The organism is Sphingomonas sp. NPDC092440 (assembly GCF_044754985.1).
Taxonomy (GTDB): domain Bacteria; phylum Pseudomonadota; class Alphaproteobacteria; order Sphingomonadales; family Sphingomonadaceae; genus Sphingomonas.
Genome location: NZ_JBIVQA010000013.1, coordinates 99,193 through 121,640 on the forward strand (window position 1 = coordinate 99,193; position 22,448 = coordinate 121,640).

Below are 22,448 nucleotides of genomic sequence, written 5' to 3' on the forward strand. Positions count from 1 at the left end.
GGCTGGGGCGTGGCTACCCTGGATCCTAGCTCCCCATTCCTCGCCCAGCCGTTGAAGCAGCCGGCGCCCGCCGCGCTGTCGCGCCCGTTCTTCGAGGACAAGAACCGCGCCTTCTGGATGCTCCAGGCCGGCGGCTGGACCGGCTATCTGCTGCTGCGCACCGTGGTGTCGCTGTCCAACGGCTTCAGCGTCGAGGGCGTGATCGCAGTGATCATCGAATCGATCATCGGCTATTGCCTGACGCTGCTGCTCTCGACGCTATATGGCTATTATCGGCGGCTGCCGCGCATTCCGGGCATCCTGCTGACGCTGGCGACATTGGGCACCGCGACGGCGATCTACGCAGTGCTCGACGCCTTCATCTATTCCTTCATCAAGATGCCGACGCCGAACATCTCGTTCAATCTGGTCGTCGGCACCGTGTTCATCAACTTCACCGTGCTGGCGGGCTGGTCCGCGCTCTATTTCGCGATCAACTTCTATCTGATCGTAGAGCAGCAGATCGACCAGATGCAGGCGCTGGAAGTGCAGGCCAGCCATGCCCAGCTGGCGATGCTGCGCTACCAGCTCAACCCGCATTTCCTGTTCAACACGCTCAACTCGATCTCCACGCTGGTGCTGCTGAAGCAGACCGAGCGGGCGAACATCATGCTTTCCCGCCTCTCTTCCTTCCTGCGCTACACGCTGGCGAACGAGCCGACCGCGCACGTCACCCTCGCCCAGGAGGCCGAGACGCTGAAGCTCTATCTCGAGATCGAGAAGATGCGCTTCGACGAGCGCCTGCGCCCGCATTTCGACATCGACGAGCGCGTCGCCAAGGCGCGGCTGCCTTCGCTGCTGCTCCAGCCGCTCGTCGAGAATGCCATCAAATATGCCGTCACGCCCCAGGAAGAGGGCGCCGATATCACCGTCTCCGCTCGGCTCGCCGGAGAACGAGTGCAGATCGCCGTATCCGATACGGGTCCGGGATTGATCGAGGCCAAGCAGCGGCCGACCCTTTCAACCGGCGTGGGGCTCGCCAATATCAAGGAGCGGTTGGCCCAGGCTTTTGGGCCTGACCATCGATTTGAGACGCGTTCGGACCCAGGGAAGGGGTTCAGCGTTGAGATCGAGATACCGTTCCAGATCGAGGAACCTAATCGAGAGGCCGCATGACCATCCGTACTATTCTGGTCGACGACGAATCCCTGGCCATCCAGGGGCTCGAACTGAGGCTTCAGGAACATGACGATGTCGAGATCATCGACAAATGCTCGAACGGCCGCGAGGCGATCCGTTCGATCAAGACCCACAAGCCCGACCTTGTCTTCCTCGACATCCAGATGCCCGGTTTCGATGGCTTCTCGGTCGTCCAGGGGCTGATGGAAGTCGAGCCGCCGCTGTTCGTCTTCGTGACCGCCTATAGCGATCACGCGATCCGCGCCTTCGAGGCGCAGGCGGTGGATTATCTCATGAAGCCGGTCGAACCCGCCCGGCTGGCCGACACGCTCGACCGGGTGCGCCAGCGCCTCAGCGAGAAGCGCGGGGTCGAGGAGATCGAGAAGCTGAAGGAAGTGCTCGCCGAAGTGGCGCCCGAAGCGGTCGACGAGATCGCCGCCTCGGCCGTGGACGGCGAGATGGCGTCGAATCGCTTCGAGAAGCTGATCAACATCAAGGATCGCGGCCAGATCTTCCGCGTCGACGTCGATACGATCGAGCGGATCGACGCGGCCGGCGACTATATGTGCATCTATACCGGCGACAACACGCTGATCCTGCGCGAGACGATGAAGGATCTCGAGAAGCGCCTCGATCCGCGCCGCTTCCAGCGCGTCCACCGTTCGACCATCGTCAATCTCGACCTGGTCCGCCAGGTCAAGCCGCACACCAATGGCGAATGTTTCCTCGTGCTCGATTCGGGCGCGCAGGTGAAGGTGAGCCGCTCCTATCGCGACGTGGTGGCGCGGTTCGTCCACTAGGGTCACGCTCAATCAGCAAACCGCGTCATCCCCGCGCAGGCGGGGATCCAGGGTAGCGCAGGACAATGATGCTGCCAGGTGAGCCTCCTTCCGGCGCGCGCGGGACTCGACTGCCCGCTACCCGCCCTTGGCCCTGGATCCCCGCCTGCGCGGGGATGACGGCGGGGAGTAGCGGGGGATCGGGAATGGACACATCTGTCAGCATCATCGCGGGGTTGCGCCACCGCCCCCTTGCGGCAGCGCCAATCCCCCTCTAGAACAATACATGAACAAGAGGGGTTCTCCATGTCCAAGTATCAGAGCTTTGCCGCGCTCCATGTGCCCGGCGATCCGGTGATCCTGTTCAACGTGTGGGACGCGGGCAGCGCGCGCGCGGCGGAGCGCGCCGGCGCGCGGGCGATCGCCACGGGCAGCGCCTCGGTCTCCACTGCGCATGGCTATGACGACGCGGAGGCGCTGCCGCTCGACCTGGCGCTGGCCAATGCGCGGCGCACGGCGGCGGCGGTGGCGCTGCCGGTGAGCGTGGATTTCGAGGGCGGCTATGCGGTCGATCCCGACGCGGTTGCCGCCAATGTCGAGAAGCTCGCCGCCACCGGCGCGATCGGCTGCAATTTCGAGGACCAGATCGTCGCCAGTCACGGGACGGCGGCGCGCACCCTGCACGGAGTCGAGGAGCAGGCGGCGCGCATCGCCGCCATCCGCTGGACGGTGGGTCCGGATTTCTTCCTCAACGCCCGTACCGACATCTTCCTGATCGCGCCGGGCGACACGCACGACGTCGCGATGGCCGATGCCGCGATCGCGCGCGGCAAGGCCTATGCGGATGCCGGCGCGAGCGGCTTCTTCGTCCCCGGCCTCGCCGATCTCGCGCTGCTCGAGCGGGTGGCGAAGGCAGTGCCGCTGCCGGTGAACTTCATGGCGTTTCCCGGCGCCCCGGATGCCAGGGCGGTGGCGGAAACCGGCATCGCGCGGATCAGCCACGGGCCGTTCCCGCACATGGCCGCGCTCAAGGCGTTCGAGGATGCGGCGCGGGCGGCGTTCGGGGGGTGAACAGGTGGCGCGGGACCGCTTGCCCTGCGTCTATATCCTCGCCAGCGGTCCGCGGGGCACAATCTATATCGGCGTGACTTCGGACCTGCCAGGCAGACTCTTCCAGCACCGCAACGGCGTGACCGGTGGCTTCGCCAGCAGGTACAAGGCGTATCGCCTCGTCTGGTGCGAAGTCGTCGAGTGCATGGACGCGGCTATTGCCCGCGAGAAGCAATTGAAGCGCTGGCACCGCGACTGGAAATGCAACCTGATCGAACGCCAGAATCCCGAATGGAACGACCTGGCGCCGCTTCTCGGCATCGCGGAACCACTGCCGAGCTCCCCATCGTCATGCTGAACTTGTTTCAGCATCCAACGCGCGGCGGGCGACACCATCAGATCATCCAGGCCCTCGCCCAGCCCAACCTTGGACCCTGAAACAAGTTCAGGGTGACGAAGAGGAGAAGCCGAGTCCTCCCCTCCGCGCATGCATCAGGGGGATGGAGAGCTTCAACGAAGCCTGCGCCTCAGCCCTCGTCGGCACTCTCTCCGGCGGGGCGTTCGAACCAGGCCTCGACCGGGCCGACCAGCTTGATCGTCAGCGGGTTGCCCTTGCGATCGACCTTGTTGCCGAGCGCGACGCGGACCCAGCCCTCGGAGATGCAATATTCCTCGACGTCGCGGCGCTCATTGCCCTTGAAACGGATGCCGATGCCGCGCTCCAGCAGCTCGCGCTGGAAATAGGGGCTGCTCTGGTTGACCGACAGACGGTCCGGGGGCGTGTCACTCATGGGCAGCCCTTTGCCGCTATTGGCGCAGGCTTTCAAGATAACGGTGGATCGAGGAGACCACCACCGACCCCTCGCCCACGCCCGAGGCGACTCGCTTGACCGAGCCGGAGCGCACGTCGCCGACCGCGAAGATTCCCGGCCTGGACGAGCAGAAGAAGGTCTCGCCGCTTCCCGTCCGCACGAAGCCGGCGGGATCGAGGTCGAGGCAGCCGTCGAGCCAGTCGGTCGAGGGCACCGCGCCGATCATCACGAACAGCGCCCCCACGCCGCGCCGGCTCGTCTCGCCGGTCCGGCGGTCGGTCCAGCTCAGGCCGGTCAGGTGCCGCTCGCCCTCCAGCTCGGTCACTTCGGTGAAGGGGTGCAGGGTGATCCGGTCCGAAGCCTCGATCCGGTCGATCAGATAGCGCGACATGGTGTCGGCCAGCCCCTTGCCGCGGACGAGGATATGGACATGGCCGGCGCTGCGGGCGAGGTAGATCGCCGCCTGCCCGGCCGAATTGCCGCCGCCCACCACCACCACTTCCTGCCCGGCGCACAGCCCGGCCTCCATGTTGGTGGCAGCATAATAGATGCCGTTGCCCTCCAGCGCGGCATAGCCCGGCAAGTCGAGCTTGCGGTAGCGGGCGCCGGTGGCGACCACCACGGCACGCGAGCGGATCTCGGTCCCGTCGTCGAGCCGCACGGTGAACGGCGTGGCGGAACAGTCGAGCCCCACCGCGTCGCGCGAGATCAGCAGCCGCGCGCCGAATTTCTGCGCCTGCACCTGCGCCCGCCCGGCCAGCGCCTGGCCCGAGATGCCGGTCGGGAAGCCGAGATAATTCTCGATCTTCGAGCTAGTCCCGGCCTGGCCGCCCGGCGCGATCGATTCGACGACGATCGTGTCGAGCCCTTCCGAGGCGGCATAGACGGCGGAGGCGAGCCCGGCCGGACCGCCGCCGACCACGGCGACGTCATGGACATGGGCGGAATCGAGCTCGACGGTGAGGCCCAGCGCGTCGGCGACCTGGCCGTTGCTCGGCCGGCGCAGCGTCTGGCCGCGGACGACCACCACGGGCAGGTCCTCCGGGGCAAGCTGGAAACAGGCGAGGAAGCCGCCGGCATCGGCGTCGGTCTCGGTATCGATCTGGCGATGCGGCAGGCCGTTGCGGCGCAGGAAGCTCTCGATCCGGGCGGTCGCGGCGCCGTGCGCGGGGCCGATCAGCGCGATGCCCGCCTCGCCGTGCAGCATCATGCCCACTCGGCGCAGGATGAAGGCGCGCATCACCACTTCGCCGATATCCGGCTCGGCGGCGATCAGGCGGCGAAAGGCAAGCCGCTCGACCCGGGCGACGCGGGTGCCGGGCAGCGCCCGGGCGGAGACGAGGATCTTGCGGTCGTTGAACAGATCGAGCTCGCCGGTGAACTGGCGGGGGCCATGGACGTGCACGACATGCTCGCGGCCCTTGGCATCGACATCGAGCACTTCGACCGCGCCGGCCAGCACCAGGAAGAAATCGACGCTGCGCTGCCCCCGTTCGAACAGGAAGCCGCCCTCCGGCCATTCCTCGACGCTGCCAAAGGCGGCGGTGCGCCCGGCCATGTCGCTGTCGAGCTCGGGGAAAGTCTGGGCTTCCCGGCGATAGGGATCGGAAGGATCAGCGGCGTGCTGCCGCGGCTGCGGGTGCGAATCGGTGCCCATGCCCGCAGCGTAACGGAGGGGCGGCGCCAGGCCACCCCCCCGGAAGCGTCAGCGGCAGTAGCGGACCCGCACCGGGCGATCGAGATAGGGATCCCACACCCGGCGGACCTCGCAATAGCCGCGATAGGAGCGGTAGTAATCGCGATAATAATAGCCGTCGGTCGGGTAATAGCCATGGTCGCGATAATAGCCGCGATCATAGTCGTAGCGGCGGTCGTACCGGTCGTAGCGGCGGCCGTCGCTGGCGATCGCGGCACCGATGGCGAGGCCGGCGATACCCGCGACGATCGCGGTGCCGGTGCCGTCATGGCCGCGATAATGGCCACGATAGCGCTGCGCCTCGGCCGCCGGCGCGGCAGCGACCAGCACGGTCGCACCCAGGACAGTGCCGAGCACGGCCTTCTTCAAGAAATCGGTCATCACTTTCCTCCTCATTAGCGGGCGCCTGCCGGCCGTCCGAGGAGGGACGAGTCGCGGCGCTGAGGGTATGGAGATAACGCCCGGAGGCTGAACTGGTTCGGAATCGGTTGTTAAGCAGCCGTTTAGGCGGTTAAGGCGGCGCCATGCGCTACTGGCTCCTCCGCTCCGAACCCGACGCCTATTCCTGGGACGACCTGGTCCGCGACGGAGCGACCGAATGGAACGGCGTGCGCAACTATACCGCGCGCAACTTCCTGAAGGACATGGCGCCGGGCGACCAGGCGCTGTTCTACCATTCGAACACCGAGAAGGCAGCGGTGGGGATCATGGAGATCACCCGCGCCTGGCAGCCGGACGGCGACGACGGCAAATGGGCGAGCGTCGCGGTGAAGCCGGTGCGCAAGCTCGCCAGGCCGGTCACGCTGGCGATGCTCAAGGCCGAGCCGCGGCTTGCCGCGCTCGAGGTGCTCCGCCAATCGCGCCTGTCGGTAACGCCGGTGCGCGACGACGAATGGGCGGTGATTCTCGAACTGGGCAGCTAGGGTCACGACTCAACCGGCAAACCCCGCCATCCCCGCCTGTGCGGGGGTGGCGGTTGCGGGCACAGGGGTCCCCAACCGAGTCCCTCCGCAGCGCATTTCAAAGAGCGGCCGGGCAACGAACCGACCGCATGGGCCAAGCAGGCCCAATCCTACATTGCAAGACGGATCGCCCCGCGCGACGAACCGGTCACGGCACCAGCAAGGGCCGCATCCTCGGCACCGCCACGGCCAGCTCGTCCGCCACCATCTTCGAGAAGAAATCGGCGCCCACCGGCCCGAGATGCGTATAGTCGAAGGCCAGCCTGGCATCGCCGAGCGGCTCGACCGCGGCATTGTCCTGCGGCGGGGGCGAAGGTGCCGCCACGGCCGGGTTGGCAATCGTGGTGCCGGCAAGCGCCGCGGCGGCGACTTCGCGGACCGGCGGCACCTGGGCGAAGCGGTTGGCCAGCGACGGGCCCAGCGCCTCGACGGCATCGGCGCTGCGCCTGTTGAGATCGACCAGCGGCACCTGCAGCTCCGCCGCCACCCCGCGGATCGATTCGGCCCAGGGATCGAGGTCGCGATCGAGCCGGCCCTGCCTGAACTGGCGGCGCGTGAGCGGCGTGAGGAGGACCGGCTCGGCACCCGCCGCCCGCGCTTCCCGCACATAGCGCCGGAGATTGGCGGGGAATTCGGTGGCAAGATCGGTCGAGCGGCCCGGCTTGCCCGGCTGGTCGTTATGGCCGAACTGGATGAGCACCCAGGTCTTCACGAAGCCGGGCGTCTTCATCTCGGCCAGGGCAAGGTCCCAGCTCCCCTCGGCCCGGTAGCTATGGGTGCTGCGCCCGCCCCGGGCCAGGTTCACGCACGCCGCGAAGCTGGTGACGTGATAGGCGCAGAAGCTGCCGCCCCAGCCCGAAAGCACCTGGGTGGTCGAATCGCCGACCAGGATGATCTTCGAGGCCTTGATCGGCACCGCCGGCGGGCGGTCCATGGCGGCGGCCGGCGGCGGGGTCTGTGCCCGGGCCATACCGGCCGAAAGCGCCAGGCCCAGCCCGGCGAGCAGCATCACGCGCATCCCCATCCCTCCCGAATCCGTTTGCGCAACGCTAGATGACACCGGTGCCAATGACAATCAGGGCAGCGGCAGGCGGACCTCCAGGTCGCGCAGCCGGCGCGGTTCGGGCGGCGGGAGGTCGTCGAGCGGGATGGCGACGCGGCCGGCCTTGTCGGGCTTCTTCTTGAAGCTGCGCCCCACCGCGCCGACGGCGTCGCCGACCAGCTTGATCGGGTTGGTCGCCTCGCCCGGCTCCTCGCAGCAGCTATTGGGGTCCACCAGCTTGCCCACGCCGCGGATCAGGGCGGTGCCCATGCCGAGGATGTTGATGCCCGTCGTGCAGCCCTCGGACCGGGTGGCGCAGGGCGCGATCGAGGCGTTGAGCGCGCCGATGCCGGAGATGTCCGGGTTGCTCGGCATCGGCCGGTCGGGCGGACCGCGCTCGCCGGGAAGCGGCAGGCGCGGCACCGAGTCGGCGCCCTGGCCGCAGACCACGATCTCGTCGGCCTTGCGCGGCGGGCCGCTCGTGCAGGGATCGTTGAGGATCGACCAGCTCTGCTTGCCGTCCGCGGCCTGTTTCGGCTGGTTGACGGTGCCGGGCGGATCCTGCGCGGCGATCAGGGCGAGCATCGTCAGCAGCATGAAAAACTCCGCCCATCCACTGGGGACTGGACGGAGCTAAGCATGGATAGCCGCCGGTAGGAAAGCCCCGGGCGCCACGAAATCACTCGAAGACTTCGGCCATTGCGTCCGCGTCCGGCGCGCGCGGGTCCTCGCCCTTTTCATTCTCGCCCTTCGTGCCCGGAATCAGGCCGATGACGATCACCGCGAGGAAACCGAGATAGGGGATGAAGGTGGTCAGCGTCCATTTGCCGCTGGCATCGAAATCATGCAGCCGGCGCGCAAGCAACGTGATCGACGGCATGAACGTCGCCAGCAGCCAGACGAGCAGAATGACCCCGACCGTGCCGGTATAATCGGACTCGCTCGCACCATCCGGAGTTGTGGCCGACAGGACGAGCCCAAGCAGCAGCAGCGGGCCGTATTTCACGAGATAGAACAGCCAGAATTCTGCGCGGCGCGAACGGCCAGCAGAATCCGTATAGAGTCTCCACGGCCGAAGCAGCAAATCCATCATAGCCCCCCAACTGATGATGCCGGCATGAAAACTCCGCCCGATCACCAGGACCGGGCGGAGCTAAACACAGTTCGCTATCTGTAGGAAAGGCCTTAGGCGGCGTGCTTCGCCCGGCTGGCGCGCTTGCGCTCGTGCGGATCGAGGTGGCGCTTGCGCAGGCGGATCTTGGTCGGCGTGACCTCGACCATCTCGTCGTCGTCGATATAGGCGATCGCCTGCTCCAGCGTCATCTTCTTCGGCGGGGTGAGGCGGACGGCATCGTCCTTGCCGCCCGAGGCGCGGAAGTTGGTGAGCTGCTTCGCCTTCATCGGATTGACCTCGAGGTCTTCCGTCTTGGCGTTCTCGCCGACGATCATGCCCTCGTACAGGGCTTCACCATGGCCGACGAACAGGATGCCGCGCTCCTCGAGCGGACCCAGGGCGTAGCTCTGCGCCTCGCCATTGCCGTTCGAGATCAGCACGCCGTTCTTGCGGCCTTCGATATTGCCCTTGTGGGGGCCGTATTTCTCGAACAGCCGGTTCATGATGCCGGTGCCGCGCGTGTCCGACAGGAACTCGCCATGATAGCCGATGAGACCCCGGCTGGGGGCGCTGAAGGTGATGCGGGTCTTGCCGCCGCCCGAGGGGCGCATGTCGGTCATCTCGGCCTTGCGCTGGTTCATCTTGTCGACGACCGTGCCCGAGAATTCATCGTCCACGTCGATCACGACAGTCTCGTACGGCTCGGTCTTCTTGCCGCTCTCGTCCTCGCCGAACAGCACGCGCGGACGGCTGATGCCGAGCTCGAAGCCCTCGCGGCGCATCGTCTCGATCAGCACGCCGAGCTGAAGCTCGCCGCGGCCGGCGACTTCGAACGAGTCCTTGTCCTCGCTCTCGGTGACCTTGATCGCGACGTTCGACTCGGCTTCGCGCTCGAGCCGATCGCGGATCATGCGGCTGGTGACCTTCGAGCCTTCACGGCCCGCCATCGGCGAATCGTTCACGGCGAAGCGCATCGACAGCGTCGGCGGATCGATCGGCTGCGCCTGGATCGGCGTCGACACGGTGGTGTCGGCGATGGTGTTCGACACGGTGGCGACCGTCAGGCCGGCCAGCGAGATGATGTCGCCGGCGCGCGCTTCGTCGGTCGGCACGCGCTCCAGGCCCTGGAAGGTCATGATCTTCGAGGCGCGGCCGGTCTCGATCACCTTGCCGTCCATGTCGAGCGCATGGATCGGCTGGTTGAGCTTGACCGTGCCCGACTGGACGCGGCCGGTGAGGATGCGGCCGAGGAAATTGTCGCGGTCGAGCAGCGTCACCAGGAAGCTGAACGGCGCGTCCTGGTCGAGCGCGGGCGGCGGCACATGCTCGACGATCTTCTCGAACAGCGGCTGCAGCGTGCCTTCGCGCGCATCGGCGTCGTCCGAGGCATAGCCGTTGCGGCCCGAGGCGTAGAGCACCGGGAAATCGAGCTGCTCGTCATTGGCCTCGAGCGTGACGAACAGGTCGAACACTTCGTCGAGCACTTCCTGCACCCGCGCGTCCGAACGGTCGATCTTGTTGACGACCACGATCGGGCGCAGGCCGAGCTTCAGCGCCTTGCCGGTGACGAACTTGGTCTGCGGCATCGCGCCTTCCGACGAATCGACCAGCAGGATCACGCCGTCGACCATCGAGAGGATGCGCTCCACCTCGCCGCCGAAATCGGCGTGGCCGGGCGTATCGACGATGTTGATGCGGACGGGGTCGCCGCCGCCCGGGGGCGCCCACTCGACCGAGGTCGGCTTCGCCAGGATGGTGATGCCGCGCTCCTTTTCGAGGTCGTTCGAATCCATCGCGCGCTCTTCGACGCGCTGGTTGTCGCGGAAAGTGCCGGACTGGCGGAAGAGCTGGTCGACGAGCGTGGTCTTGCCGTGGTCGACGTGGGCGATGATCGCCACGTTGCGGAGGTTCATGTTGCTTTCCTGGAAAGAAGTTGGCGCGCCCGTACAGCAATTTGTGCGTTGCGGGAAGCCCGGTGATTCGGGAGCCGGCCGGACGAAAACATTGACTCCGTTGACACTCCCGCGCGGACAGGCGGCGGAAGGTCGCAAAGGTCCCTACCCCATCGCGCGCGGCGCCGCTGCCCGGGCGCGCGCGGGTGGCAATCGCCGCAAGGGGCCGCCAAATGGGTGGTTGGAGCAGGCATGCGCATCGGCCATCCTCAACCACAAAGGCGCCGTGTAGGACAGCGCGACATGCATGAAGGAAAGACCATGGCCGAGCCGCTGAAGATCCTCGTCATCCTCGGGTCCGTCCGCGAGGGGCGGATGGCCGAGCCGATCGGCAACTGGGTGATGGGCGCGGCGGATGCGGATCGCGATGACCTGGACTGCGAGCTGATCGACCTGAAGCAATGGGACCTGCCCTTCTACCACCACCCCAAGCCGCCCGCGGCGGGCGACTATGCCGACGCCAAGCAGATCGCCTGGGGCGGGAAGGTGGCGAGCGCGGACGGCTTCATCCTGATCGCGCCCGAATATAATCACGGTATCCCCGCGGTGCTCAAGAACGCGCTCGACACCGTCTATGCCGAATGGAACCGCAAGCCGGTGGCCTTTGTCGCCTATGGCGGCATGGGCGGCGCGCGCTCGGTGGAGCAGCTCACCATGGTCTCGCGCGAGCTGCAGATGGCGCCGCTGGAGGGCGCGCTCCACCTGCAGGGCGTATGGGCGCGGCGCGACGGCGACCGGTTCCGCGCCGACGAACGCGAGGGCGCGCGGCTGAACCATCTGTTCGACGAGCTCGCCTGGTGGGGCAGGGCGCTGAAGGCGGCGCGGGAAGCCTAGGTCGAGAGCCCAAACAAGTATTTGATTTTCTGTCGTCACCCCGGCCTTGCGCCGGGATCCCGCTGCTTCCTGTGCTGGCGAGACAGCGGAACCCCGGCGCAAGGCCGGGGTGACGAAGGAAGAATATGGGTCCTCAACCTGAGCGAATCGACATTCAGGCGTTCGGCACCCTTACCCGATCACCCCGCCAGCGCCGCCTTGCACTTCTCCGGCTCGGCGGCGAAGCGCGCGGGATCGAGGACGATCTGCTGGGTGCGCAGCGTCTCCCTGCCGGCGGGGCGGAAGGTGACGCTGCGCTTCGCCGCGCCGTCCTGCACTTCCACCACGAAATCCACCGCCGAATTGCCCGGCTCGCCGGCGGTACGCCGCAGGATCTTCATCCCGTCGCGCAGCCCGGCGGCATAGGCGTTGGAAGCGGGATCGACACCGGTGAGGACATTGCCGGCCTTTTGCGTGGCGGCATTGTCCCAGCCGCGCTCGAACACCGGCAGATCGGCGGTGACCAGCCGGGCACAGGCGCCGAACGCGTCCTCGGGCAGGAGCAGCGGTTCGCCCCGCGTCAGATAGCGCGCAATGTCGGGGCCCACATCCAGCCCGGCGCGCCCGATCTCCGCCACGAACGCATCGGTGAGCTGCGGCGGCGCCTTGGCCGCGCGCGTGCGGTCGCGCTGGGCGCGCAGCACCGTGTCGAGATCGCCCAGCCCCCGCGCCTGGAGCTGCCGGTCCCACAGCGCCGCCAGCATCGATCCGCGCTGATAGGGGATCTTCTCCGCCTGCTGCCCGCCGGTCCAGAACCTGGCGGCGGCCTCGGCATTGCCGATGGTGCGGAAGGACGAGGCGGCATAGGCGCGCAGCATCTCGTTCCAGTCGGCGGCGAACTTCTCCGGCGTCCACAGGCCGGCACGCAGCATCAGCCGGCGCGCGTAGAAATCGGTGAAGCCCTCGCTCAGCCAATAGGCTTCGGCCTCCGCCCTTTCGGGAAAGCGGCCGAGCTGGCGCGCGTTCCAGCTGTGGAAATATTCGTGCGCGAGCAGCCAGCCGAGGCCCGAGAGCGGCGCGTCGCGGTCGATCCAGGTGGCGAAGGCGTCGCTGCGGCCGGTACCGCCATAGCTGAGCCGCCCGGGCACGGACGCCAGCGGGATCGCCGTGATCAGGAAGGGGCCGGCATCGGCGTCGCGCCAGAAGTCGCGCTCGATCGCCACCACCTGGCCGGCCAGCCGGTCGAACGCCGGGACGTCGAAGCCGAACCGGCCGACATGTGCGACGCGGACAGGCGCGCTCTTCACCATGAGCGTGGTGACGGAGAGGTCGCGCCCGCCGATGGCGATGCTCTCGAGGATGTCGCCCACGGTGCGGGGATGGCCGCCCAGGCCGGTCGGGTGCTCGGTATCCGAGGCGAAGCCGATGCCGGCCGGGCCCTTCCAGGCGAAGCGGGCGGGCGCATCGTCGCGGCCGAGGGGGCGGGCGTAGAGGATCTCGCCGACCGAATAGAACCAGCCGGGCCGCACGACCGGGCGCGCCTGCTCGCTGTTCGCCACGCTGGGATCCGCGTCATAGGCCGAGACGATCCGGTAGCGCATGACCAGCGGCGCACCCGGGGCGGAGCGGACGATGCGCCCGCCATGCGGCGCCGGGGCGGCGGCGGTGCCGCCCCGGACGCGGATGTCGCGCGCCCATTGGCCGAGCTTGTCCTCGCCCGCCCAGCTTTCGGCCCAGTCGAGCGTGGTGGTGCCCGACTTGTCGGCGCGCAGGCGGATCGTGACGTCGAGCGCGACGATCGCGCCGTCCTGCAGCACCGGCGCGAGCTCATAGGCGATCGCGGGATCGGGCGCCGGCGCCGCCGCGCCGAGCGCGAGCAGGACAGGCAGTGCCGCGACGCGCAGCCAATGGTGCATGAAGATCCCCTTTTCCGTGCCCGCCGCCGATGTATCGCCGCAAAGCCTGACCGGCGGATGAACGGCAGGCCGCGCCGCGATCTTCGTGGCGGCTATTTCGGGCGCGAAACCGCGCTATGCTGGCGGCGAAGGAGATCGCGATGAACAAGGGTGTGCTGCTGGCGCTGGTGCTGCTCGCGGGCTGTTCGGGCAAGACCGAGAAGCGCAATATCAGCCTGGTGCTCGATGCCGATTTCGCCACCGGCAAGCTGCTGCTCACCTGCCGCGATTCGAGCAGCGGCACCTGCCATGTGCTGGTGGCCGGATCGGGCGAGCCGGTGCGCCTCTCCGCCGCCAAGGGCGCGACCGCCACCGCCGCCAGCGGCGCGGCCGAGGGCGCGCGCTTCTGCGCGGGCGAGAGCGAGCCGCAAAATGGCTGCCAGCTCACCGTGCTGCGCAATGGCGAGCAGATCTATCGCTCGAGCCTGGTGAAGAGCGAAAGCCGCTGAGCCGGGCCTTGGCCCTTGGCGCGGGCGCGCTGGTGTATTACATAAATCACACAGTTGGTTTGCCGTCCGGATGATCCTATGCTGGGGGCCGGACAGTTTGGAGACGTGGGAATGGCGAGCGAGACTGCGGTGGCCGAACAGGATCTGGTGCTCACTCCGCCCGAGCCGGTGAAGGTCGTCGCGCCCGAAAAGGCGGCGGGGCTGGTGCCGGTGGACGACGGCAAGAAGACCGAGCTGGAGGCGCGGGTCGACAGTTTCATCGACGATCTCGTCGCGCAGGACGTGAACTCGCCCGAGTTCGGCAAGCGCGTCGATGCGATCGCGGCGATGGGGCAGAAGGAGATCCGCGACGCGGCGGGCCAGTCCAACCGCTTCCTCGATCGCCCGGTCAAGGCGATGGGCAATGACGGCGTCGGCGCCGACCTGCTCGCCCTGCGCAAGAAGGTGGAGGAGCTGGATCCCAGCCAGAACGGCAAGCTGATCGGCGGGAGCCAGGGCTTCCTGTCGAAGCTGTTCGGCGGCGGGATGCAGCAATATTTCCGCAAGTACCAATCGTCGCAGACGCACATCAACGGCATCCTCAAGAGCCTGTCCAACGGCAAGGACGAGTTGCTGATGGACAATGCCGCGATCGATACCGAGCGGACCAACCTGTGGGCCGCGATGGGCCGGCTGGAGCAGATGATCTACCTGTCCAAGGCGATGGACGCGAAGATCGAGGACAAGGCCAACGAGCTGGACCATAGCGACCCCGCCAAGGCCAAGGCGCTGCGCGAGACCGCGCTCTTCTATGTCCGCCAGCGCACCCAGGACCTGCTCACCCAGATGGCAGTGACGGTGCAGGGCTATCTGGCGCTCGACCTGGTCAAGAAGAACAATGTCGAGCTGGTGAAGGGCGTCGACCGCGCCTCGACCACCACTGTCTCGGCGCTGCGCACCGCGGTGACGGTGGCGCAGGCGCTGACCAACCAGAAACTGGTGCTCGACCAGATCACCGCGCTGAACAGCACCACCGCGGGGCTGATCGATTCCACCGGCGCGCTGCTCAAGAGCCAGTCGGCCGCGATCCACGAGCAGGCGGCGAACTCGACGATCCCCGTCGAGACGCTGCAGCGCGCCTTCCAGAACATCTACGACACCATGGACGCGATCGACACGTTCAAGCTCAAGGCGCTCGACAGCATGAAGACCACGGTCAACACGCTGTCGAACGAAGTCGAGAAGTCGAAGGGCTATATCGCGCGGGCCGAGGGCGCGGCGCAGAACCAGGTCGCGGGCGGGGCGGAGACGTTCAAGCTGGAGGCGATGTAGGCCGTGCCCACCGATGTCGATCGCGAACTGAGCAGGATCGGAGGCACGCTCGATCGCGTGCGCGCCCGTACCGACCTGGCCGTGTCCGGCCGCAACCGCCAGCACCGGGAAACCGAAGTGGTCCGCCGGATCGGGCGGATCGCGGCGGCGGACGGGCTGATCCTGGCCGGCGCGATCGTCTTCGGGCTGGCGGTAGCGCCGCTCGGCATGATGGGCGCGATGCTGGTGGCGATGATGCTGGTCGCGGCCACCCTGCTCTTCGCGGTGATGCCGACGAGCGCACCGGTGAATGTCGAGAAGCTGGCCGAGATCCCGCTCAAGGCGCTGCCGCGCAGCACCGAGCGCTGGCTCGAGACGCAGCGCCCGGCCCTGCCCTCGCCGGTGCGCGGGCTGGTCGATTCGATCGGCGTGAAGCTGGAGACGCTGACCCCCCAGCTCGCCGCGCTCGACGAGCACAGCCCGGCGGCGGTGGAAGTGCGCAAGCTGATCGGCGAGCAGCTGCCCGAGCTGGTGAAGGGATACAGCCGCGTGCCCGAGCCGCTGCGCCGGGTGGAGCGCAACGGCCTGACGCCGGACCAGCAGCTGGCCCAGGGCCTGCAGCTGATCGACGACGAGATCGCCGAGATGACCTCGCAGCTGGCCCAGGGCGACCTCGACGCGCTGGCGACGCGGGGGCGGTTCCTGCAGATCAAGTATCAGGGCGACGAGGGGTAGGCATTCGTCACGCTAGATGATGCGTGGAACGCCGGACTGCCGGTCGCGGCAGCCTTCGCCTGCGATCAGCAGGTCGAGCAGCATCTCGAAATCATTCGCAACATGCAGATTCTCACGGGCGCCCTGAACATATTCCGCTCGACTGCGGATGGCGCTTGCCGCTTCGCGGAGGCATCTCAGCATCTGCTTTGAGATGAAATATTCGCTTCTCAGCGCTTCGGCCTTGCCGCAGATATGCTCTCGAAGAGCTACGAAGGCGGCAGCATCGAAGCTCTCGGACAAGAGCAAGCGCCCAGTCGCCCGACGCTGCAATTCCTCCAGCTCCGGATCATAGTCGTTCACGCTCATGGCCGCGAACCTAGCGCTGGTTGGCGCCGCCTTCTACCTGTGCTCCTACGCACCCTCGCCTGGATGCGGCCACCCGCCCGCCACGCAGCGCGCATCGAAGCTGCGGGCGAGTTCGGCCAGGCTCACCGCGCCCAGCCGCGCGATCAACAGCGCCTCCGCCTCGCGCAGCGCCTCTTCCAGCGCCGCATTGACTGCCTGCTCCACCGCGCAGGCCGGATTCTCCTGCTCGCTGCCGATCGCGAACAGCGTCGGGCCGCCCACCGCGCGGTGCACGTCGAGCAGCGAGACCTTCTCCAGGTCGGCGGCGATCGCCCAGCCGCCGCCATGCCCCTTATCCGAGCGGACATAGCCGGCGTCGCGCAGCCCGGCCATCGTCCGGCGCACCACCACCGGATTGGTCTGGAGCATGCGGGCGATGTGCTCCGACGTCATCGGCCCGTCATGCCGCGCCATGTGGAGCAGCACATGGAGCATCCGGGAGAGGCGGCTATCCTTTCGCATCGAACGTTCCTCGGGCCGGCAAACCGGATTGGCAAGCGGGCGATTTCACGATACTTATGTTGTTACATGATTCGCGAAAGAGAGCCAATGCCCGAGAATGCACCGCTGACGAAGAAGCATGAGAATGCCGCGCACTGGGACGAGACCGCGGCCCATTACGAGCGCACCGCCCACCCCTTCACGTCGCGATTCGCCGAGGAGGCACTGGCGCGGGTGACGCTGACGCCGGACATGCGCGTGCTCGACGTGGCGGCGGGGGCCGGCGCGCTGGCGCTGGCCGCGGCACGGACGGGCGCGCAGGTGCTGGCGACCGATTTCTCGCCCGGCATGGTCGCGCGGATCGCGGCGGCGGCGCCCGCCAATGTCGAGGCGAAGGTGATGGACGGGCAGGCGCTCGACCTGCCCGACGCGGGGTTCGACGCCAGCTTCTCGATATTCGGCGTCATCCTGTTCCCCGACTGGCGCAAGGGACTGGCCGAGATGGCCCGCGTCACCCGGCCCGGCGGCCTGGGCGTGCTTGCCACCTGGCGCAGCGAAGGCGCGGCGACTTTCCTGCTGCTCTCCCAGATCCGCCGGCGGCTGTTCCCGAAGCTGGACGGCGGGACCAGGCTGCCCGAAGGCGCGGTGGCGCTGGGCGATCCCGAATGGCTGTCGGCGGCGATGGCCGATGCGGGATTCGGCGCGCCGCGGATCGACAGCGTGACGCACGACTTCGCGCTCGACATCGGCCAGCTCGACACGCCGGAGAAGCTGTTCGGGATGAGCCCCGACTGGGTGGCGCTCGACACTGACCAGCAGGCGGCAGTGATCGCCGAGGTGCGCCGGATGGCCGGGGAGCGCACGATCCTGCCCATCCCCTCGACCGCGCTGATCGCGGTGGCGGAACGCTAGGTTGAGGACTCATATTCTTCCTTCGTCACCCCGGCCTTGAGCCGGGGTCCCGCTATCTCGCCAGCACAGGAAGAAGCGGGATCCCGGCTCAAGGCCGGGATGACGGTGAAATATCAGATACTTGTTTGGGTTCTCAACCTAGGCTGGGGCCTCATATTCCTTCGACCGCCATCCCCGCTGTTGGGCAGCGGCAGTCAGCCCCCCAGCACGTCCCGGGCGCGATCGGCGAGCCGCTCCACCGCCGCGGCATGGATGCCCGGCGCGCTGGCGAGCACGCCGAACGCCTGGCCGCTCGGCGTGTTGAAGGCAAGCGAGCGGCCCAGCGCATCGGTGATCGCCGCCCCCGCCTCGCGCGCGATGAGGACGGCGGCGGCGACGTCCCATTCATTGCCCCAGCGGATCGTGGCGAGCAGATCGGCCTCGCCCGCCGCGACCATCGCGATGCGCAGCGCGATGGAATTGGGCTTGGCGACCATGACCAGGTCGCTGTCGACCTTGGGCAGCTGGTCGGCCGGGACGCGCGATCCCGCGAGCCGGTCGCGCGCGGCGACTCGGAGCCGCTCGCCGTCCCGCCATGCCCCCTTGCCGGCCTCCGCCGTCCAGCGCTCGCCCCGCGCCGGCGCGTCGAGCACGCCGATCACCGGCGCGCCGTCCTCGACCAGCGCGACCGAGACGGCCCAGCCCGAGCGGTGGCGCAGATAGTCGCGGGTGCCGTCGATGGGATCGACCACCCAGACGCGCCGTGCCGAGAGGCGGGCGCGATCGTCCGCCGTCTCCTCGGAAAGCCAGCCGGCATCGGGCAGCAGCGCGCCCAGCCGCTGGCGCAGCAGCGCGTCGACTTCCAGGTCGACGTCGCAGACCGGGCTGCCGGGCACTTTCTCCCAGCGCCGGAACTCCGTCTCCCAGCGCGCCATGGCGAGGCGGCCCGCCTCGGCGGCGATCGCCGCGACCCGGGAGGCGAGGCCGGCCTCAGGCACCGGCGATGGTCATCCCGTCGATGCGAATGGTCGGCGCGTTGATCCCGTAGCGGAACTCGAGGTCGCTGGCCGGCGTGAGCGCGAGGAACATGTCCTTCAGATTGCCCGCGATGGTGATCTCCGAGACGGGGCGGGTGATCTCGCCCTTCTCGATCAGGAAGCCGGCGGCGCCGCGGCTATAGTCGCCGGTCACGCCGTTGACGCCCTGGCCGATCAGCTCGGTGACGAGGATGCCATGGTCGATCTCGCCGACCAGCGTCTCGGCGGGGATATGGCCGGCCTCCATATAGAGGTTGGAGGGCGCGACGCCCGGCGCGCCGCCGATGCCGCGCGCGGCATGGCCGGTGGGCTCCAGGCCCAGCTGGCGGGCCGAGGCGCTGTCGAGCAGCCAGGTCTCCAGCATGCCGGCATCGACCAGCTTCACCGGCTGGACGGGCAGGCCCTCGCCGTCGAAAGGGCGCGAGCGCAGGCCGCGCGGGCGATGGGGATCGTCGCAGATCGTCACGCCCGGGGCAAAGACCTGCTGGCCCAGCCGGTCGAGCAGGAAGCTGGTCTTGCGGGTGATCGCGGCGCCGCCGATCGCGCCGAGGAAATGGCCGATCAGCCCCGCCGAGACACGGCGGTCGAACACCACGGGCATCGTGCCGCTGGGGATCCTGGCCGGATCGAGCCGGGCGACCGCGCGCTCGCCGGCCAGCCGGCCGATCGCCTCGGGCGCCTCGAGCAGCGCGGCGTGCCGGGCGGAATGATGTGCATAGTCACGCTCCATGCCGCCGCCCGCGCCGGCAAGCACGCTGGCCGAGAGACCGTGGCTGGTCTGGGCATAGCCGCCGGCAAAGCCATGGCTGGTCGCCAGCGTCATCACCGAGCGCGAGGCGCCCGCACTGGCGCCTTCGCTGTTGGTGACGCCCGGCACGGCGCGCGCCGCTTCCTCGGCCCGGCGGGCACGCTCCTTGAGGCTGGGCGGATCGACGCGGGCGCCGTCATCCAGGTCGAGCATCGGCGGGCTGCCGCGGAGCAGCCGGTCCCCCGGCGCCAGGCCCGCCCATTTGTCCTCGGGCGCCTCGCGGGCCATGGCGACGACGCGCTCGACGAGCATGTCCATCGCGGCGGGGCTGAGATCGGAAGTGGAGACGCTGGCCGAGCGATGCCCGATGAAGACGCGCAGGCCGAGCTCCTCGCTCTCCGAGCGCTCGACATCCTCCAGCGCGCCCATCCGCACCGAGACCGATTGCGAACTGTCGGCGGCGAACACGGCATCGGCGGCGTCGGCGCCCGCGGCGCGCGCCCGTGCAACGGCATCGGCGGCGCGTTCACAGGCTTCGGAGATGGTCAGCATCGCGCCGACTTAGGTATGCGCGGGCGCAACGTCAAAGCGTCTGGCCCACGACGAGGCAGGCGGCGAACATCAGGAGGCCGGCATTGCGGTTCGCGCGGAAGCGGGCGAGCGCGCTGGCGCCGTCGCGCGGATCGAGCGTCGCGACCTGCCAGGCCAGATGGAGCGCCATGGGCAGCAGCGCCGCCAGGGCAAGCGGATCGGGCCGCAGCTGCCAGATCGCCGCGCTCCAGCAGCCGAGCGCGGCAAGGTAGCAGAGCGAGACGCCGCCGCGGACATGGCTGCCCATCGCGCGTGCCGAGGAACGCACCCCGACCAGCGCATCGTCCTCGATGTCCTGCACCGCATAGATCGTGTCATAGCCGATCACCCAGGCGATGCAGCCGGCATAGAGCAGCGCCAGCGGCACCAGCGGCTGGCTGCCGATCTCGACCCAGCCGACCAGCGCGGCCCAGGAGAAGACAAGACCGAGCCAGGCCTGGGGCCACCAGGTGATCCGCTTCATGAAAGGATAGGCGGCGACCGGTGCGATGCTGGCGAGCGCGACCAGCCGGGCCGGCCAGTGGAGCTGGAACCAGACGAGCAGCCCGACCAGGCAGAGCGCGGCGAGCCATGCCGCTGCCGCCTTCACCGATACCGCGCCGCTCGCCACCGGGCGGCTGCGCGTCCGCGCCACCTGCCGGTCCAGGTCGCGATCGACGATGTCGTTATAGACGCAGCCGGCGCCACGCATCGCGATGCTGCCGAGCAGCAGCCAGAGGATCAGGCCCCATTGCCGGACGGCGCCGCCCGAGAGCGCGACTGCCCAGGCGCCGGGCCAGAAGAGCAGCCACCAGCCGATCGGCCGGTCGAACCGGGCAAGCAGCGCATAGGGCCGCCAGCCGGCGGGAAGCAGGCCCACCAGCCCGCGATGCTCGGTATCGGGAACGATCTGCTGCGCTTCGGCCATGGCCCGTCCTCCGCGCAGGCGCCGCAAAGATCAAGCCCGCAACAATCTGGCATAATCCTGCTACAATCGGCGTACAGGGGCACGGTGTGATCATTGCACGCTGGAAAATCCGATGCGCCTCCTCCTCGCCAGCCTGACGCTCGCCACGATCGCCACGCCTGCCCTGGCCGACGATCCGCCGAGTTTCTTCATCAGCCCGATGGGGGAGCCGTTTCGCGGGCATGACGCGCCCAATATCTGGTTCGACCAGGCCGACACCAACCATGACGGCGTGCTCACCGTGGAGGAGATGGAAGCCGATGCGGCGCGCTTCTTCGCGACGCTCGACCGGAACAAGGACGGCGAGATCGATCCGGACGAGATCGAGATATACGAGACGCAGATCGCGCCGATGATCAGCGTCGGCAATGCCGGGCCGGAGGAAGCCCCGCCCAGCACCGGCGATTCGGACGCGCCGGAGAAGAAGCCCGTCTATGTGCCGCAGGGCGCGGCGCGCTTCAGCTATTTCAGCTATCCCGAGCCGGTGATCGTCGCCGACACCAATTTCGATCGCGGCGTGGACGCGCGCGAATTCCGCATCGCCGCCGACAAGCGCTTCGCGATGCTCGACAAGAATGGCGACGGCAAGCTGGAGAAATCCGAGCTGCCCAAGCTCTCGCCGCCCAGCTTCAGGCAGGGCAAGCGCGGCGGCGGCCGCGGCGGCATGGGCAGGCATGGCGGCGGCCGGCGCGGCGGCGGCTTCGGCGGCGGCGGCGGTGGCGGCATGGGCGGCATGACCCCGGGCGGCGGCCTGGGGGAGTGACGCGATAGCGCGCGGACTTTAGAGCGGGCCCATGCCCGCTACGCCCGCCTGGCCGCCCCAGTCCGCCCCGCGCCTGTTCGTCGAGGCCACGCTCTCTCCTGGCGAGATCAGGATCGACGGAGCGCAGGCCCATTATCTGATCTCGGTGATGCGGATAAAGCTCGGCGCGGCGATCAAGCTGTTCGACGATCGCACCGGCGAATGGGCCGGCGTGGCGCAGCAGATCGGCAAGCGCGACCTGATCCTCGAAGTCACCGACCGGCTGCGCGAGCGCGAGGCCGTGCCCGATCTGTGGCTGTGCGCCGCGCCGATCAAGAAGGGGCGGATCGACTGGATCGCGGAGAAGGCCTGCGAACTGGGAGTGGACCGGCTGGTGCCGGTGCTGACGCGGCGCAGCGTGGTCGACAAGCTCAATCTCGAGCGGCTGCGCACGCACATGATCGAGGCGGCCGAGCAATGCGGCCGCACCGCGCTGCCGCTATTGGACGAACTGGTGAAGCTGCCGGCGTTGCTCCGCGATTGGCCCGAGGAACGCACGCTGTTCTTCGCGGACGAAGCGGGCGGCGTGCCGGCGATCGAGGCGATGCGCGCGCATCCGGGGCCGGCGGCGATCCTGATCGGGCCGGAAGGCGGGTTCGACGATGCCGAGCGCGCGGCGATCAAGGCCCATCCCCGGGCGGTTGGGATTTCACTCGGCCCGCGCATCCTGCGCGCCGAGACCGCGGCGGCGGCTGCTATTGCCCTGTGGATGGGGGCGGCCGGGGACTGGTGAGTTCCCCCAACCCGTCATCCCGGCGAAAGCCGGGCCCCAGGCGGAGACGCGATACGGCACGAGAT

At 68.4% G+C, this 22,448-nt stretch carries 25 protein-coding genes; 12 read left to right on the plus strand and 13 right to left on the minus strand.

The annotated features are described in order from the left end of the window. Window positions 1-117: 117 nt before the first annotated feature. From ACIQCS_RS19335 to ACIQCS_RS19350, 4 genes are all read left to right on the plus strand, one after another. Window positions 118-1,155 carry a sensor histidine kinase gene (locus ACIQCS_RS19335; RefSeq protein WP_086128473.1) on the plus strand — a complete coding sequence of 346 codons (1,038 nt, stop codon included), beginning with the start codon at window positions 118-120 and terminating at the stop codon, window positions 1,153-1,155. After that, window positions 1,152-1,958, plus strand: a complete 807-nt coding sequence (locus tag ACIQCS_RS19340; RefSeq protein WP_137864337.1) for a LytTR family DNA-binding domain-containing protein — start codon at window positions 1,152-1,154, stop codon at window positions 1,956-1,958. The genes ACIQCS_RS19335 and ACIQCS_RS19340 overlap by 4 nt, the downstream gene beginning before the upstream one ends. 285 nt (window positions 1,959-2,243) lie before the next feature. Beyond that, complete coding sequence (locus ACIQCS_RS19345; protein ID WP_345848860.1) at window positions 2,244-3,008, plus strand: isocitrate lyase/phosphoenolpyruvate mutase family protein; 765 nt, start codon at window positions 2,244-2,246, stop codon at window positions 3,006-3,008. 4 nt (window positions 3,009-3,012) lie between these two features. After that, window positions 3,013-3,345, plus strand: coding sequence for a GIY-YIG nuclease family protein (locus ACIQCS_RS19350; protein WP_345848862.1), 333 nt, complete (start codon window positions 3,013-3,015; stop codon window positions 3,343-3,345). A 169-nt stretch (window positions 3,346-3,514) separates the two neighbouring features. Here ACIQCS_RS19350 and ACIQCS_RS19355 read toward each other — a convergent pair whose 3' ends face one another. The 3 genes from ACIQCS_RS19355 to ACIQCS_RS19365 are packed head-to-tail and all read right to left on the minus strand — an operon-like array spanning window position 3,515 to window position 5,876. After that, a complete protein-coding gene (locus tag ACIQCS_RS19355; RefSeq protein WP_345848863.1) occupies window positions 3,515-3,778 on the minus strand; it encodes a DUF3297 family protein in 264 nt (87 codons plus the stop codon). A 16-nt stretch (window positions 3,779-3,794) separates the two neighbouring features. Beyond that, window positions 3,795-5,456: an FAD-dependent oxidoreductase gene (locus tag ACIQCS_RS19360; protein ID WP_345848865.1), complete on the minus strand. Its 1,662-nt coding sequence runs from the start codon at window positions 5,454-5,456 to the stop codon at window positions 3,795-3,797. A gap of 48 nt (window positions 5,457-5,504) precedes the next feature. After that, window positions 5,505-5,876, minus strand: coding sequence for a hypothetical protein (locus ACIQCS_RS19365; protein ID WP_345848867.1), 372 nt, complete (start codon window positions 5,874-5,876; stop codon window positions 5,505-5,507). 143 nt (window positions 5,877-6,019) lie between these two features. Here ACIQCS_RS19365 and ACIQCS_RS19370 point away from each other — a divergent pair, with 143 nt between their 5' ends. Continuing rightward, window positions 6,020-6,418 carry an EVE domain-containing protein gene (locus ACIQCS_RS19370; RefSeq protein WP_280279863.1) on the plus strand — a complete coding sequence of 133 codons (399 nt, stop codon included), beginning with the start codon at window positions 6,020-6,022 and terminating at the stop codon, window positions 6,416-6,418. Between the two features lie 187 nt (window positions 6,419-6,605). Here the strand turns inward: ACIQCS_RS19370 and ACIQCS_RS19375 are convergent, their stop codons facing one another. The 4 genes from ACIQCS_RS19375 to typA all read right to left on the minus strand — a co-directional run bounded on the left by ACIQCS_RS19375 (window position 6,606) and on the right by typA (window position 10,526). Then, window positions 6,606-7,475, minus strand: a complete 870-nt coding sequence (locus ACIQCS_RS19375; protein WP_345848869.1) for a rhamnogalacturonan acetylesterase — start codon at window positions 7,473-7,475, stop codon at window positions 6,606-6,608. Window positions 7,476-7,532: 57 nt separating this feature from the next. After that, window positions 7,533-8,096, minus strand: coding sequence for a hypothetical protein (locus ACIQCS_RS19380; RefSeq protein ID WP_345848872.1), 564 nt, complete (start codon window positions 8,094-8,096; stop codon window positions 7,533-7,535). 82 nt (window positions 8,097-8,178) lie between these two features. Continuing rightward, window positions 8,179-8,589 (minus strand): DUF805 domain-containing protein, encoded by a 411-nt coding sequence (locus ACIQCS_RS19385; RefSeq protein ID WP_345848874.1) that lies wholly within the window; start codon window positions 8,587-8,589, stop codon window positions 8,179-8,181. 95 nt (window positions 8,590-8,684) lie between these two features. Continuing rightward, window positions 8,685-10,526 (minus strand): translational GTPase TypA, encoded by a 1,842-nt coding sequence (gene typA / locus ACIQCS_RS19390; protein ID WP_345848876.1) that lies wholly within the window; start codon window positions 10,524-10,526, stop codon window positions 8,685-8,687. A gap of 282 nt (window positions 10,527-10,808) precedes the next feature. On the opposite strand from typA, the gene ACIQCS_RS19395 reads away from it, so the two are divergent. After that, complete coding sequence (locus ACIQCS_RS19395; RefSeq protein ID WP_401531518.1) at window positions 10,809-11,399, plus strand: NADPH-dependent FMN reductase; 591 nt, start codon at window positions 10,809-10,811, stop codon at window positions 11,397-11,399. A gap of 179 nt (window positions 11,400-11,578) precedes the next feature. Here ACIQCS_RS19395 and ACIQCS_RS19400 read toward each other — a convergent pair whose 3' ends face one another. After that, window positions 11,579-13,294: a hypothetical protein gene (locus ACIQCS_RS19400; protein ID WP_345848880.1), complete on the minus strand. Its 1,716-nt coding sequence runs from the start codon at window positions 13,292-13,294 to the stop codon at window positions 11,579-11,581. A gap of 140 nt (window positions 13,295-13,434) precedes the next feature. On the opposite strand from ACIQCS_RS19400, the gene ACIQCS_RS19405 reads away from it, so the two are divergent. The 3 genes from ACIQCS_RS19405 (at window position 13,435) to ACIQCS_RS19415 (ending at window position 15,807) form a co-directional block, all read left to right on the plus strand. Further along, window positions 13,435-13,782 carry a hypothetical protein gene (locus ACIQCS_RS19405; protein ID WP_345848881.1) on the plus strand — a complete coding sequence of 116 codons (348 nt, stop codon included), beginning with the start codon at window positions 13,435-13,437 and terminating at the stop codon, window positions 13,780-13,782. 111 nt (window positions 13,783-13,893) lie between these two features. After that, a complete protein-coding gene (locus tag ACIQCS_RS19410) occupies window positions 13,894-15,093 on the plus strand; it encodes a toxic anion resistance protein (RefSeq protein ID WP_345848883.1) in 1,200 nt (399 codons plus the stop codon). 3 nt (window positions 15,094-15,096) lie between these two features. Then, complete coding sequence (locus ACIQCS_RS19415) at window positions 15,097-15,807, plus strand: hypothetical protein (RefSeq protein WP_345848884.1); 711 nt, start codon at window positions 15,097-15,099, stop codon at window positions 15,805-15,807. A gap of 12 nt (window positions 15,808-15,819) precedes the next feature. Here ACIQCS_RS19415 and ACIQCS_RS19420 read toward each other — a convergent pair whose 3' ends face one another. Both ACIQCS_RS19420 and ACIQCS_RS19425 read right to left on the minus strand, forming a co-directional pair. After that, window positions 15,820-16,155 (minus strand): hypothetical protein, encoded by a 336-nt coding sequence (locus ACIQCS_RS19420; RefSeq protein WP_345848885.1) that lies wholly within the window; start codon window positions 16,153-16,155, stop codon window positions 15,820-15,822. 45 nt (window positions 16,156-16,200) lie between these two features. Then, the gene (locus ACIQCS_RS19425) at window positions 16,201-16,656 is read right to left on the minus strand and encodes an Rrf2 family transcriptional regulator (RefSeq protein WP_345848887.1); all 456 of its coding nucleotides are present in this window, start codon (window positions 16,654-16,656) and stop codon (window positions 16,201-16,203) included. 87 nt (window positions 16,657-16,743) lie between these two features. Between ACIQCS_RS19425 and ACIQCS_RS19430 the strand changes: the two genes are divergently transcribed. Continuing rightward, a complete protein-coding gene (locus ACIQCS_RS19430; RefSeq protein WP_345848889.1) occupies window positions 16,744-17,547 on the plus strand; it encodes a class I SAM-dependent methyltransferase in 804 nt (267 codons plus the stop codon). Between the two features lie 194 nt (window positions 17,548-17,741). Here the strand turns inward: ACIQCS_RS19430 and ACIQCS_RS19435 are convergent, their stop codons facing one another. The 3 genes from ACIQCS_RS19435 to ubiA are packed head-to-tail and all read right to left on the minus strand — an operon-like array spanning window position 17,742 to window position 20,809. Next, window positions 17,742-18,524 (minus strand): 3'(2'),5'-bisphosphate nucleotidase CysQ, encoded by a 783-nt coding sequence (locus ACIQCS_RS19435; protein ID WP_345848890.1) that lies wholly within the window; start codon window positions 18,522-18,524, stop codon window positions 17,742-17,744. After that, a complete protein-coding gene (locus ACIQCS_RS19440; protein WP_345848891.1) occupies window positions 18,517-19,863 on the minus strand; it encodes a metallopeptidase TldD-related protein in 1,347 nt (448 codons plus the stop codon). Before ACIQCS_RS19440 ends, ACIQCS_RS19435 begins: the two co-directional genes overlap by 8 nt. A 31-nt stretch (window positions 19,864-19,894) precedes the next feature. After that, window positions 19,895-20,809: a 4-hydroxybenzoate octaprenyltransferase gene (gene ubiA, locus ACIQCS_RS19445; protein WP_345848892.1), complete on the minus strand. Its 915-nt coding sequence runs from the start codon at window positions 20,807-20,809 to the stop codon at window positions 19,895-19,897. A 112-nt stretch (window positions 20,810-20,921) separates the two neighbouring features. Between ubiA and ACIQCS_RS19450 the strand changes: the two genes are divergently transcribed. Then, on the plus strand, window positions 20,922-21,611 hold the full coding sequence (locus ACIQCS_RS19450; RefSeq protein ID WP_345848894.1) for an EF-hand domain-containing protein: 690 nt from the start codon (window positions 20,922-20,924) through the stop codon (window positions 21,609-21,611). A 31-nt stretch (window positions 21,612-21,642) separates the two neighbouring features. Beyond that, window positions 21,643-22,383 (plus strand): 16S rRNA (uracil(1498)-N(3))-methyltransferase, encoded by a 741-nt coding sequence (locus tag ACIQCS_RS19455; RefSeq protein ID WP_345848896.1) that lies wholly within the window; start codon window positions 21,643-21,645, stop codon window positions 22,381-22,383. Window positions 22,384-22,448: the final 65 nt, after the last annotated feature.

What these genes read in the sequence shown, in the direction of transcription:
- typA (WP_345848876.1), bottom strand. Translation starts at nt 10,526, where the DNA reads ATGAACCTCCGCAACGTGGCGATCATCGCCCACGTCGACCACGGCAAG.
- ACIQCS_RS19375 (WP_345848869.1), bottom strand. Translation starts at nt 7,475, where the DNA reads ATGCGCGTGATGCTGCTCGCCGGGCTGGGCCTGGCGCTTTCGGCCGGT.
- ubiA (WP_345848892.1), bottom strand. Translation starts at nt 20,809, where the DNA reads ATGGCCGAAGCGCAGCAGATCGTTCCCGATACCGAGCATCGCGGGCTG.
- ACIQCS_RS19410 (WP_345848883.1), top strand. Translation starts at nt 13,894, where the DNA reads ATGGCGAGCGAGACTGCGGTGGCCGAACAGGATCTGGTGCTCACTCCG.
- ACIQCS_RS19360 (WP_345848865.1), bottom strand. Translation starts at nt 5,456, where the DNA reads ATGGGCACCGATTCGCACCCGCAGCCGCGGCAGCACGCCGCTGATCCT.
- ACIQCS_RS19395 (WP_401531518.1), top strand. Translation starts at nt 10,809, where the DNA reads ATGCATGAAGGAAAGACCATGGCCGAGCCGCTGAAGATCCTCGTCATC.
- ACIQCS_RS19355 (WP_345848863.1), bottom strand. Translation starts at nt 3,778, where the DNA reads ATGAGTGACACGCCCCCGGACCGTCTGTCGGTCAACCAGAGCAGCCCC.
- ACIQCS_RS19420 (WP_345848885.1), bottom strand. Translation starts at nt 16,155, where the DNA reads ATGAGCGTGAACGACTATGATCCGGAGCTGGAGGAATTGCAGCGTCGG.
- ACIQCS_RS19370 (WP_280279863.1), top strand. Translation starts at nt 6,020, where the DNA reads ATGCGCTACTGGCTCCTCCGCTCCGAACCCGACGCCTATTCCTGGGAC.
- ACIQCS_RS19345 (WP_345848860.1), top strand. Translation starts at nt 2,244, where the DNA reads ATGTCCAAGTATCAGAGCTTTGCCGCGCTCCATGTGCCCGGCGATCCG.
- ACIQCS_RS19335 (WP_086128473.1), top strand. Translation starts at nt 118, where the DNA reads ATGCTCCAGGCCGGCGGCTGGACCGGCTATCTGCTGCTGCGCACCGTG.
- ACIQCS_RS19380 (WP_345848872.1), bottom strand. Translation starts at nt 8,096, where the DNA reads ATGCTGCTGACGATGCTCGCCCTGATCGCCGCGCAGGATCCGCCCGGC.
- ACIQCS_RS19400 (WP_345848880.1), bottom strand. Translation starts at nt 13,294, where the DNA reads ATGCACCATTGGCTGCGCGTCGCGGCACTGCCTGTCCTGCTCGCGCTC.
- ACIQCS_RS19405 (WP_345848881.1), top strand. Translation starts at nt 13,435, where the DNA reads ATGAACAAGGGTGTGCTGCTGGCGCTGGTGCTGCTCGCGGGCTGTTCG.
- ACIQCS_RS19430 (WP_345848889.1), top strand. Translation starts at nt 16,744, where the DNA reads ATGCCCGAGAATGCACCGCTGACGAAGAAGCATGAGAATGCCGCGCAC.
- ACIQCS_RS19450 (WP_345848894.1), top strand. Translation starts at nt 20,922, where the DNA reads ATGCGCCTCCTCCTCGCCAGCCTGACGCTCGCCACGATCGCCACGCCT.
- ACIQCS_RS19340 (WP_137864337.1), top strand. Translation starts at nt 1,152, where the DNA reads ATGACCATCCGTACTATTCTGGTCGACGACGAATCCCTGGCCATCCAG.
- ACIQCS_RS19425 (WP_345848887.1), bottom strand. Translation starts at nt 16,656, where the DNA reads ATGCGAAAGGATAGCCGCCTCTCCCGGATGCTCCATGTGCTGCTCCAC.
- ACIQCS_RS19440 (WP_345848891.1), bottom strand. Translation starts at nt 19,863, where the DNA reads ATGCTGACCATCTCCGAAGCCTGTGAACGCGCCGCCGATGCCGTTGCA.
- ACIQCS_RS19365 (WP_345848867.1), bottom strand. Translation starts at nt 5,876, where the DNA reads ATGACCGATTTCTTGAAGAAGGCCGTGCTCGGCACTGTCCTGGGTGCG.
- ACIQCS_RS19455 (WP_345848896.1), top strand. Translation starts at nt 21,643, where the DNA reads ATGCCCGCTACGCCCGCCTGGCCGCCCCAGTCCGCCCCGCGCCTGTTC.
- ACIQCS_RS19385 (WP_345848874.1), bottom strand. Translation starts at nt 8,589, where the DNA reads ATGGATTTGCTGCTTCGGCCGTGGAGACTCTATACGGATTCTGCTGGC.